Origin of the sequence: Streptomyces sp. NPDC093149, from assembly GCF_044754145.1 — a bacterium.
Classification (GTDB): Bacteria; Actinomycetota; Actinomycetes; order Streptomycetales; family Streptomycetaceae; genus Streptomyces.
Window position 1 is genome coordinate 151,535 of sequence record NZ_JBIVON010000008.1, and the last position, 10,682, is coordinate 162,216.

Here is a 10,682-nt window from a genome sequence, read left to right on the forward strand (position 1 = left end):
CACTGACAACGGCTTCGGGCGCGGCATGGCGACGACCCGGCGAAACCCGATGTACCCGGCAGCTCGGAGCCTCTGCCGAGGCCACCGCTTCGGCGGCCGAGGCCAGGGACTGTCGGGCTCATGCGCACTCGGCCGGGGGCGACGCGACCCGGGGCAGGGCCACCCGGGGCAGGGCCACCCGGTCCAGCATCCCGATCCGGAGCGGCCGTTCCGGGCGGGGACATGTGGCTGTGCTGCCTCCCTCGGCTCCTGCGAACCCGACTTTCGGTTCAGGGTCCGAGGGGTGAGAAATCCACGTCGCGCCACAGGGCACGGGCCGCGGTGTTGTGTGCTGCGGCCGGGCTGTCTGCGGTGTCCCAGACATGGGGAGTTGTCGTCGGACCGTTGAGGGGGGCCCATCCGGGTTCACCAGTGGTCGCGAAGCCGACCCACGCGCCCATCATGCGCTGGGACAGCTCATGGTCCGCGGCATCGGGTGGACCTCCGATGAGGAATTCGACGCTTTTGAGGGTGAGGTTGCCGAAGGCAAAGGGGATGTCGGCGCAGTGCCAGGCGCGTACCTCTCCCTCGGGGCCCTTGCGGTGGCGGGCGAAGCAGGATGTGAACGCTCGGCCACCGGCTTGAGCGTGCCGCTCTGCCAGCCGATTGGTGTATTCGCTGAACAGCAGGTCGCCGAGGATCGCAAGATGGATGTCGAGGACCGGGGCATCGGGCATCAGGTCCCGGTAGCCCTGTACCAGGTCATCGGGGAGGCGGAAGTCCCGGGCGAAGGCGGTCAGTTGTTCGTCGGTGGTGACCTTCGCACTACTGCCGACGGCGTCCATCAACCAGTACTCCTGACGGGTGTGGGACACCAGAAGGTCCGCCCCCGTCTCCGAGGCCCCGGCTGCCATCGCGGACAGGGGGTCGCTGGGCAGGATGTCTCCGTCGACGATCGGACCGTAGATGACGGGGTTGTAGTGGCGGGGCCCGGAACCCGGATCCTGCCGGTAGCTTTCGACCACACGATCGGAAGCCACGACCAATGCGTGCGGGGTCGCGGACCTCAGGCACGTGGAGGCGGCGGGGACACCGGCTGCCGCAGCAACCCTGCGGGTGGTCTCAGCTGCGAGTTCCGGTGAGCAGCAAGGGCCGACGGCGCTGTGTGCGATGACGCGGCGGAACAACCCGCGTGCCCGGTCCATCACCATCAGGCAGGCGGCCGAAGCCGCCCCGGAGGACTGCCCCGCCACCGTGACGTTCGCCGGGTCGCCACCGAAGGCGGCGATGTTCTCGCGCACCCACTGCAACGCGGCGATCTGGTCGAGCAGGCCCCGGTTCTCCGGGTACGGCGGCTCGGCACCGGGCGGGATATGACCGAAGCCTTCAAAACCAAGTCGGTAGTTGAAGGTCACCACCACCAGCCCGGCACCGGCCAGGGCGGTGCCGTCGAAGTCGGGCTGTGCGGAAGAGCCGAAGGTGTAGGCACCACCGTGGATCCAGACAAGAACCGGCAACGGTCCGTTGTGGGATGCCGGAGCCCAGACGTTGAGTGTGAGGATGTCCTCCTCGCCGGGCGACCAGAACGGCGCTTCCGGGAGCCGCGCGGACTGCGGGGCCACCGGTCCGAAGTCCTGGCACTCACGGACACCCTCCCACGCCCGAACCGGACGCGGCTCTCTGAAGCGGTTGGCCCCAAAAGGCGCGGCTGCATAGGGAATACCGAGGAATGCCACGATATCGGGGGCCGGCCGACGGCCCCTGACCAAACCGTCTTTCGTTGTGCGGACATCCACGGTCTTCCTCCACCACACGGACATGTCGGTTGCTCGAAGCGACATCAATTCGAGCATTCCGTCGAACACGGCTCCCAGCCTGCCTGGGAGGCAGGGTCCGGCACCAACACCGAAATCCGACCGATTGACACACTTGCGATGTCAATCAGCGGCGGGCTGAAGCTCTCCGGATTCCACGTCGTGGTGGTCGGCCCGTCCGATCAGCCGAAGCAACGAAGGCCGCGCGGCGAAGCCGGCTCAGTAGCGGTGGCCGGGCCAGTGCGGGTCCTCCCAACGGGCGGGGCCGGTGAGCCCGATGAGCCGTATCCGGTGAAGCAGTTCCTCGGAAACATCCTGGCCTTGGAGCCGCGCAGGGGCGTGACGGACCAGCCAGGCAGCGAGCCCGGCGCGCAGGGCATCTGCGTTCTCCCACGCCTCCCATGGAAGTTGATCACCCAGCAGTTCGTACTCCCAGTGGGCAGCCGCCTCGGCCAGATGCCGGTCGGCAACGCGGTGTTCGAGTGCCTCCCAGGTGGTGAGCCAGGGGCTGAGCGTGCCCGATGCCTCGGCGCATAGCGCGAGGACCTCATGCACGGGAACGACGGGATCCGATTCAGCGAGGGTGCGAGCCCACCAGGCATGCAGGAACTCCCAGACCGCCGCGTCCTGGTGCGCGGGCCACTGCCGCCAGTGGCCACGAGCGAACGAACGTCCGACCTCGTACATGCCGAACATGGGCTCCACGAGGCCACGGACCAGCGCCCCGGCGAATTGAGGCAGGATACGTCGCAGCACCGCGCCATGGTCGTTCCAGTCGGGGGCATCCCAGGTGCGACGCAGAAGGTCCGGGTCGAGCACCACGTCCGGGACCTTCAGTCGCGCAAGCTCTTCGTCACTGCCCCAGTGGCAGTCACACTGGGTCTCGTCGCTCCGGGCGGTCATTCCACGAAAGGTGACGTCCAGGCCTTCCAGAGCGCGGTCGAGCCGGAGCCGTGCGGGAGTGTCGTCGAGGTTCATCGTCGTCGGCACAGCCTCAGGGGGACTCCGGGTGGCTTCCGCCAACCGAAGATCACAACCCTACCGGGTGCCATTCACCATCGTCACGGCAGTCACCCTCTCCCCCAGCCGTTTGCGACGGCCCGGCCGAACGGTCACGAGATCAGCGACAGTCGAATCACCTGACCGTCGACGGACTCCACCGCCTTTGGCTGCGGTGTCTCCGGCGCCGGCCGGGCGACCGCGGTACGCGGACAGCCCTCAGCGGACGAACCGCACCACGGGACGCACCCGCGAAGCGAGGTCGGACAGCAGCCGGTCGGCGTGCGGCAGTACGCGGGGCCCGCAGGCGGCCGCGCCGACGGCGACGGCCACGCCGGTCCACGCCAGCGGTCCCAGAGGCGTACACCCGAAGAAGTGGCTGACACCCGGCGTCTGGACGAGGGTGATGAGCACGGCGGCCGTGCCGACGACGGTGACCAGCACCAGCGGGCTGTGGCGGCGTCCGACGACGGTCTGGGTGAGCTGGGCGCCGACCACACCGCACAGGGCCATCGTGCTGGTGCGCCGGACCGAGCCCGGGGTGAGTGCGCCGAACAGCCATGCGACGGTCGCACCGACTCCGGTGATCAGGCCGCGATGAAGGATCTGGCGGGTCAGTGGCGGACCGAGGACGGCGAGGCCCACGGGGGCGTCGAGGACTGCGACGGACTCACCGGCGGGTTCCGGATCGTGGGGGGTGACCGCGACCGCCATCGCCGGGAACATGTCGGTGAGCAGGTTGACCAGCAGCAGCTGACGCGTCGACAGCGGCGACGTACCGGACAGCAGGGTGCCCAGCACGGAGAAGCCGACCTCGCCGGCGTTCCCGCCGAGCAGGATGCTGATCGCGTCGGCCACGCTGCGCCACAGCGCACGGCCCTCACCGATGGCATCGATGAGAACCGACAGCTCGTCGTTGGTGATCACGAGGTCGGCGGCGTTGCGCGCGGCGGCCGACCCACGCGCCGCGATGCCGACCCCGACGTCGGCGGCGCGGATGGCGGCGGCGTCGTTGGCGCCGTCTCCGACCATCCCCACGACGCGTCCCGACTCCCGGAGAGCCTCGACCACCAGCAGCTTCTGCTCGGGTGCGACGCGGGCCACGACACCACAGTCCCGGAGCAGACGCGCTCGCCCCGCCCGGTCGAGCGTGGCCAGTTCGTCGCCGGTGACGACCGTCACGTCCGACGGCCAGCCCAGGGCCACCGCCACGGAACGGGCGGTCTCCGGGTGGTCGCCGGTGAGCATGACGGGGCGTACGCCAACGTCGCCGAGACCGGCCACGAGCGGGGCCGAACTGGCACGAGGACGGTCGGCGAGCGCCACGAACCCGACGAGCTCCAGCAGTTCGAGCGGCTTGTCCAGCACCTCGGCCGCCTCCTCGGCCGCGAGGCGGCGCCGGGCGACGGCCAGCAGTCGCAGGCCCCGGGCGGCAAGGGCGCGCGCCCTGTCGACGGTTGCCGGGTCCGCGTCGGGACAGCACGACAGCATGACCTCGGGAGCTCCCTTGACGACCAGGGTGTCCCTGCCGTCCGTTTCCCTTCCGACGGCGGCCGCGTAGCCCCGGCTCGCCTCGAAGGGCTGGGCCCGCACGACGGTCCACCCGGTCTCGCGCGGGGCAGCCGCCAGGACGGCCTCGTCTGTGGCGTGGGCGTGGACGCCCGGCTGCTCGGCCACGCGCGGGCAGGCCCGGGCGGCGACGCGAAGGATCTGTTCCGCCTCGGGGCCGGACGGCGGGTGCTCGGCGCCGGTGGCGGTGACCAGACGGACGACCCGCAACCTGTTCTCGGTGAGGGTCCCGGTCTTGTCGAAGCACATGGTGTCCACGCGTCCCAGGGCCTCCAGGCTGCGCGGCGTGCGGACCAGGACTCCCAGCCCGCTGAGCCGCCGCGCCGCGGCCATCTGCGCCACCGTCGCCACCAGGGGCATGCCTTCGGGGACGGCGGCCACCGCGACCGCCAGCCCGCCCTGGAGCGCGGTGCGCACCGGGCGGCCGCGCAGCAGGGACAGACCCGCCACCGCGGCGCCGCCTGCGAGGGTGAGGGGCAGCGCCCGGCGGGTCAGCTGGTGCAGCCGCGCCTGGACCCCCGGCGAGGCGGGTACCCGGGCGGCGAGGGACGCCGCGCGGCCGGCCTCGGTCTGGTCGCCGGTACCCACCACCACGGCGCGGGCGCGCCCGGCCACCACCGTGGTGCCTTCGAACGCCATGGAGCTGCGGTCCGCGACGGATGCCTCCGCCACGGGTGCCACCTGTTTGTGCGCGGGCAATGACTCGCCGGTCAACGACGACTCGTCGACCTCGAAGCCGCTGACCTCCAGCAGACGTGCGTCGGCCGGCACGACGTCGTTGGTGCGCAGCTCGATCACGTCGCCGGGTACCAGTCGTCCGGCCTCGACGACGGACGGCTCGTCCGCCGACACGTCGGACAGGCGCCGGGCCGTGGGCCGCTGCCCGGTGGCGAGTTCGGCCAGCGCCCTCTCGGCGCGCAGCCGCTGTACTCCGCCGACCAGTGCGTTCCCCGTGACGGCTCCGACGACGAGGAACGCGTCCACCGCGGACCCCAGCAGCGCGGACGCGGTGGCGCCGATCAGCAGGACGGGAGTGAACGGGTCGTCGAGTTCGGCCCAGGTCGCGCCCGCCAGACGCGTGCCGACCCTGACCGGCGCGAGGGCCGGGTGAGTGGCCGCGGCGTTCAGTGCGTGGCCGGCCCGGCCCCGCACCACCGCCCACGCGGTGGGCGCGGCCCGCGGCGCCCTCGCCAGCCGGGCCATGACCTCCTCCGGGTGCAGCGCGTGCCACGGCACCCGCCGCCCGGGGTGTGGGGGCGCACCGGAAGCGGCCCCCAGCGCGCCGCACCAGCCGGACACCAGGGCCGCGGCGGTGGCGATGCTGACCGGACTGATCCGCAGTTCGAGCGGGAAGGGGACCGGCTGGGTCCGGGCCCCCCGGGTGAGCACCAGAAGTTCGGAGAGCGTGGCACCCGCCTCGGCGAGGAACTTGGCCCGGCGACCGGCCGCCCGTGCCGCGGGTACGGCGGACAGCAACCGCCACGCGCCCTCCAGGCCGCGCAGCGGCAGCACGTCCGCGCCCCAGACGACGGCGCCGCGCTCGTCGGCGACGGCCACAGCGATGTCGCTGCCGAGCAGCCCTTCGAGCACGTCGCGGGCCGCGTCGGTCGGCGCCCCTTCCGTCGCCCTCCGGTCGGCCGGCACGCGTGCCACCGTCAGGACCGTCCGCCCGCCGTCGCGCAGACCGGCCACCACCTCGGTCAGCGGAACCCCGGAGGGGACGATCTGGTCGGCCAGGGTCCCGAACTCGCCGAGCGAGTGGTCGTCCGGTACGACGACGTGCAGGCCGGCCCGGCGCGCCGCGTCCAGCACGGCCTCGGCCATCGGGTCGAGCTCCCGGCCGACCAGGACCGTGCCGACATCGATGCCGCGCACCGACGCGATCATCAGGCCCGTGTCCGACGGTTCGGCGTCCGACGCCGCCCCGTCGGGCACCGGGCGCAGGCCGATTCCCGGCTTCCTGGTCCGGGACGTCGCCGCCCTGTCCCCGGGCGGGCTCAGTGCCGCGGTGGCCTCCCGCCACAGCCGGCGGTGGTCCCAACTGGTCCTGCTGGGATGGACCTCCAGCACGGTGCGCCGGATGCTGCGCAGTGCTCCGGGATGCAGGACGACGGTGTCCACGAGCTCCAGCCGACGCAGTCGCTCCGGGCTGCGGACCAGCACGTCCTCGCGTGCCAGGATGCTGCCGAGTGCTGCGGTGAAGGCCGCCGGGCCGTAGCGCGCGGCCTTGGGCGAACCCGCGAGGACGGTCTCCGCCGCCCCGTCGAGGTTGCGGGTGAACAGGAGCGCGGTGGCGGCCCCGCCCAGCATTCCGTTGATCGCGGCGTCGGCGTAGTCCTCGCCGGGGCACGAACGCAGCGGCGGACGCACGGTGTCGTCTCCGCCCACTGTGGGCCTGCCCGGGACGCACAGCGTGTCGTGCACCGCGTCGAACGCCGCGAGCTGGGCGACGGATTCCGCCAGCTGGGCGATCCGCAAGCCCGCGTCGAGCAGCAGCGGGCTCGGGGACTGCCCGATCCCGCAGGCGGCCGCATGGGCGGCGGCGAGCACCAGGTCGGCCGGGTCCGGACCCAGTGCGCGGTTCAGGACCGCCCGTACCCGGGAGTCCTCCCGCATGACGACGGCCGCGGCCACGACGATCTCCGGGACGGTCCTCAAGAAGGCCGCCCTCGCCACGAGGGCCGTCGCGATGCCCGCCGCATCGCAGGCCACGGCGATGGCATTGGCGCGTACACCCCCGGCCGCACCCGGGTGCGTGTGTTCCAGTGTCTGGTCGTCGACGCGCATCAGCCCGTGCCGGGCGGCGATTTCGGACACCTGATCCACCAGCTGCTCACCGACCGCGCCCTCGGTGGTCTGCACGACCAGCCGTTCCAGGCCGCTGTCCCAGTAGGCGACCAGCACATCGGGGTGTTCGGCCAGTTCGACGGCGACCTTCTCGCAAACGGCTCCGACCTCCTCCACGGCGGGCTTCCTCGCCTCCGGGTGCTGCCGCAGCGCGAGGTGCATGCGGGACCCGGCACGCCAGTGACCGGTCCGAGGAGTCATGGCATTGCGGGCGACCCTGCCGACCCGCAGTGCGGTCGCCGACACCGCCGCCGCGCCGCTCACGACGCCACGTGCACCGGTGCTCACGAGTTCGGCGGCCATCTGCGCCGTGCCGGTGGCCGGCGGGGCGATCCGGCGCGTGGCCCCGACGGGGGCCGCCAGGGCGTTCTGAACGACCACGGCGGGCAGCCCGGTCAGTAAGCGGAGCAGCATGTCTCACCTTCGCGGGCCTGCCGTACGGGCCGGGGGCAACGGACGGTCGTCGGAACGGTCGAGCGGGGTCGTCGAGCGGGCGGTGGCCGCGCCGGTCGGTCGTCGCGGTGTTCGGCGTCGGAGCGGGCGGAGGGCCGGCGTCAGGTCTTCTTCCGCGCGCCCGCCCCGGTGCGTGAGGTTTCGGCCGCGGCGCTCTTGGCGGTCCGCCCGGACGAGCGTGCCCCGGCCGTGCCCGTGGTGCTCGCAGACTTGGACGCACGGGTCTTCGCCGTCACCGAACCGGCCTTGCCGGGACGGGACTTGGCCTTGTCGGGACGGGACTTCGCCTTACCGGCGGGGGCCTTCGCCTTACCGGCGGGGGCCTTCGCCTTGCGGGTCGCAGTCGACGCCTTGGCCGACTTGGCGGTGCGTTTCGTCGACGCCCCCTCGGCACGGGTCTCGCCGGCTGTCCGGACCGTCGCGGCGTCCTTGGGACGCTGCTGCGTGAGCCATACGGCGGCGGCGCCCGCCGCGGCGACCGGCCACTCGACCACACCGACCACACCGAGCAGCCCGGCACCGGCGTACGCCGCGACGCGCCGTGCGTGGGGCGAGACGATCCCGACGGAGTCCAGCACACCGTCGACGAACTCCTTGGCCCGGTCGGCACCGGGAACCTTCTCCACCGCCGTCGTCGCCATCTTCATGGGGTGCGCCAGCGTCTCCTGAACGGGATGCCGCGCCTTCGTGTCCCCTGAGCCGTGCGCATGGGAACTGTCAGTCATGGTCGATCTCCCTCCGTAGGACAGGCGAGACATGCGGCGATGCCGTGACATAGCTCACCTTTTCGACAACCTTGACCAGATCCGAAAATTTCGGCAACTTTGGAGATGCCCGTATCCGCTGGATGGCGGAGTCGGCGGTGCGGCTGCCGCGCCGCCCGTTTCTCTCCGCCGGACGAGCCCGCAAAGACGCCCGACCGGCGTTTCGGTTTCCGGACATGTGCGTGTGTCCCGGCCATGAGGAGGTGACGGCATGAGCGCCCGGTCCAGTCCCGATCCGTATTCCAGAAAGCCGACCCTCACCACCATCACCCCCCTCACCGCCCCTCCGGCCTGACCGCGGTCCCCCGCGTACGCCGGCCGGCCCGCCCCCGCGTTCCCCCGCCGGGCCCGGGCTGTCCTGCTGTACGCGATGGCGACGTCCTCCGGGCCGCAGGCGCCGAGCCCCACTTCCGCGGAGGCCGTCCCATGCGCATCGAACTCACCTGGCCGCGCGCCGGTACCGACGACCGGACCCTGACCCTCGTACTCCCCGGCCCGCCCGCCCGGCTGTGCGCCCCTCCCGCCGCCCTGCTCCGCGCCGTCGCGTGTGCGGAGCCCGTGGTCCTGGCCGCGGCCGTCGCCGTCGGCGCGGGCCCGCTCACCCGGGCCGCACTGCCGTACGCCCTGCGGTTCGCCCGGCAGGCACTCGACACCGGCACGACCGACCACAACCCCCGGTCCGGCACCCCGTGAATCCCCTTGCCGACTCGACCGCCCATGGCCGCCGAACGGTGTTCCGGGTAGTCGCCGCACAGGTGGAGCGGCGACGCCAGGACGGGGACGTCCGCGGCGCGCACACGCACCTCCCGGGAGGGTGTGAGGAGCGGCGTGGCGGCATCACACGAGCCCGAGCCACCACCGTTGGACGTGAACCGGACACCTGTCGGCCCCGGGCACAGAAGCGGGACATCTCACACCCAGGGCCGCAGACCGGTCAGCAGCCGCCTTCAGACCCCGGCCCCGACGAGGACACCGCCCGGTCGGACTCCCCGGTGAGGTGACCGGCCTCACCGGGCTCCACGAGCCGCCATTCACCGCCGAAATTCTCATTCCGTACAGGCACCAGTCGTCACTGGTGCTGTTGAAGGCACCGCGCGCCCTGTCGTCGAACCCCACGGCGCGGAGGCCGGATACGGCGTCGTGGGTGGAGAGCGTCGCGCCTCGGCCCACATGTCCCCCGTACAGGCACACGTGCTCGTCACGGCATTCGTGGTTGTCCGAGGTCGGCGCGCCGGGACCATATCCACTCATTGCCGTCCCACCTGCTGCCGTCGTGCTGTCTCACAACCAGCCGCGGCGGGCCGCGATCACTCCGGCCTGGAAGCGGTTGGCGGCGCCGAGGAGATCGTGCAGGCGGCTGATGCGGCGGCGCATGGTGCGGACGGACCAGCCGAGCTGACGGGCTATCGCCTCGTCCTTGAGGCCGCTGACCAGGAGGGTGAGGACGAGTCGGTCCTCCTCACCGAGGGGGTCCTCGGCGGGGGCGTTGAGCGGCAGGGCCTGCTTCCAGCACATTTCCCAGTAACCGGTGAGGGCATCGAGCAGGGTGGACGGGCGGATCACCGCGGCGCGGACGTCGTCGAGGTCGAGGGAGAGCGGCATCAGGGCGAGCTTGCGGTCGGCGATGGCGAGTTTGATGCCCAGGCCGGGCATGACGCGGGCTTGTTCGCCGTGCCGGACCAGTTCGCGGATGTCGTCGAGGACGCCTGGCCATTCCAGGGCCTCGGGGGCGTAGACCGCGCGGTACCGTACGCCGCGGCCAAGCGCCGTCGCCTCCACCGGGTTGGAGGTCGTCAGGGCGTACGGCGGCCGGTCCAGGGTCATCACGTCCTCGTGGGCCTCCTGTTGAAGGCGGACGAACCAGCGGCCGAGCGCCTCGCTGCCGGTGGTGATCTCCACCTCGTCCTCACAGGTCGCGCCGGTTCGCGCGGCGGCGAACAGCCGCGACAGCTCGTCGGCCGCCGAACGGACACGCTCCAGCTCATTGCTTCTGGTCCGTACCAGCGCCTCGACGGCGGCGCCCGGCTCGATCGCGGCGTACCGGCGGCGGGAGCCGGCGAGCCGGCCGACCAGCCCGTGGTCGCGGAGCCGGTCCAGCGCCCTGGCGACGCGCTCGGCCGAACAGCCGAGATCCGCGGCGAGTTCGGCAGGCGCCGCCGTCCGCCGGGTCAGAACGGCGCGGTAGACGCTCTCGTCGAACGGATCGATTCCTGCCGCCGTGAGTTGCGGTGTCTCGGGAGTCATGGACGGATGGTGG

The 10,682-nt window shown here is 72.2% G+C and carries 7 protein-coding genes; 1 reads left to right on the plus strand and 6 read right to left on the minus strand.

What is annotated here, in order from left to right:
* Positions 1 to 269 precede the first annotated feature (269 nt).
* The 4 genes from ACIQCZ_RS24350 to ACIQCZ_RS24365 all read right to left on the minus strand — a co-directional run bounded on the left by ACIQCZ_RS24350 (position 270) and on the right by ACIQCZ_RS24365 (position 8,386).
* Positions 270 to 1,799 carry a carboxylesterase/lipase family protein gene (locus ACIQCZ_RS24350; protein WP_402285058.1) on the minus strand — a complete coding sequence of 510 codons (1,530 nt, stop codon included), beginning with the start codon at positions 1,797 to 1,799 and terminating at the stop codon, positions 270 to 272.
* Positions 1,800 to 2,012: 213 nt separating this feature from the next.
* Entirely contained in the window at positions 2,013 to 2,771 is a 759-nt protein-coding gene (locus tag ACIQCZ_RS24355; RefSeq protein ID WP_402285059.1) for a hypothetical protein, read from the minus strand.
* Positions 2,772 to 3,011: 240 nt separating this feature from the next.
* The gene (locus tag ACIQCZ_RS24360) at positions 3,012 to 7,622 is read right to left on the minus strand and encodes a cation-translocating P-type ATPase (protein ID WP_402284792.1); all 4,611 of its coding nucleotides are present in this window, start codon (positions 7,620 to 7,622) and stop codon (positions 3,012 to 3,014) included.
* A gap of 140 nt (positions 7,623 to 7,762) precedes the next feature.
* On the minus strand, positions 7,763 to 8,386 hold the full coding sequence (locus ACIQCZ_RS24365) for a hypothetical protein (RefSeq protein ID WP_402284793.1): 624 nt from the start codon (positions 8,384 to 8,386) through the stop codon (positions 7,763 to 7,765).
* A gap of 465 nt (positions 8,387 to 8,851) precedes the next feature.
* Here ACIQCZ_RS24365 and ACIQCZ_RS24370 point away from each other — a divergent pair, with 465 nt between their 5' ends.
* Positions 8,852 to 9,118 carry a hypothetical protein gene (locus ACIQCZ_RS24370; protein ID WP_402284794.1) on the plus strand — a complete coding sequence of 89 codons (267 nt, stop codon included), beginning with the start codon at positions 8,852 to 8,854 and terminating at the stop codon, positions 9,116 to 9,118.
* A 144-nt stretch (positions 9,119 to 9,262) separates the two neighbouring features.
* Here ACIQCZ_RS24370 and ACIQCZ_RS24375 read toward each other — a convergent pair whose 3' ends face one another.
* Positions 9,263 to 9,676 (minus strand): peptidase inhibitor family I36 protein, encoded by a 414-nt coding sequence (locus ACIQCZ_RS24375; protein WP_402284795.1) that lies wholly within the window; start codon positions 9,674 to 9,676, stop codon positions 9,263 to 9,265.
* A gap of 30 nt (positions 9,677 to 9,706) precedes the next feature.
* Positions 9,707 to 10,669: a helix-turn-helix domain-containing protein gene (locus ACIQCZ_RS24380; protein ID WP_402284796.1), complete on the minus strand. Its 963-nt coding sequence runs from the start codon at positions 10,667 to 10,669 to the stop codon at positions 9,707 to 9,709.
* Positions 10,670 to 10,682 lie beyond the last annotated feature (13 nt).

Bases quoted from the DNA above. Each gene is read 5' to 3' on its own strand.
- ACIQCZ_RS24375 (WP_402284795.1), bottom strand. From the start codon at position 9,676: ATGAGTGGATATGGTCCCGGCGCGCCGACCTCGGACAACCACGAATGC.
- ACIQCZ_RS24355 (WP_402285059.1), bottom strand. From the start codon at position 2,771: ATGAACCTCGACGACACTCCCGCACGGCTCCGGCTCGACCGCGCTCTG.
- ACIQCZ_RS24365 (WP_402284793.1), bottom strand. From the start codon at position 8,386: ATGACTGACAGTTCCCATGCGCACGGCTCAGGGGACACGAAGGCGCGG.
- ACIQCZ_RS24380 (WP_402284796.1), bottom strand. From the start codon at position 10,669: ATGACTCCCGAGACACCGCAACTCACGGCGGCAGGAATCGATCCGTTC.
- ACIQCZ_RS24350 (WP_402285058.1), bottom strand. From the start codon at position 1,799: ATGTCCGTGTGGTGGAGGAAGACCGTGGATGTCCGCACAACGAAAGAC.
- ACIQCZ_RS24370 (WP_402284794.1), top strand. From the start codon at position 8,852: ATGCGCATCGAACTCACCTGGCCGCGCGCCGGTACCGACGACCGGACC.
- ACIQCZ_RS24360 (WP_402284792.1), bottom strand. From the start codon at position 7,622: ATGCTGCTCCGCTTACTGACCGGGCTGCCCGCCGTGGTCGTTCAGAAC.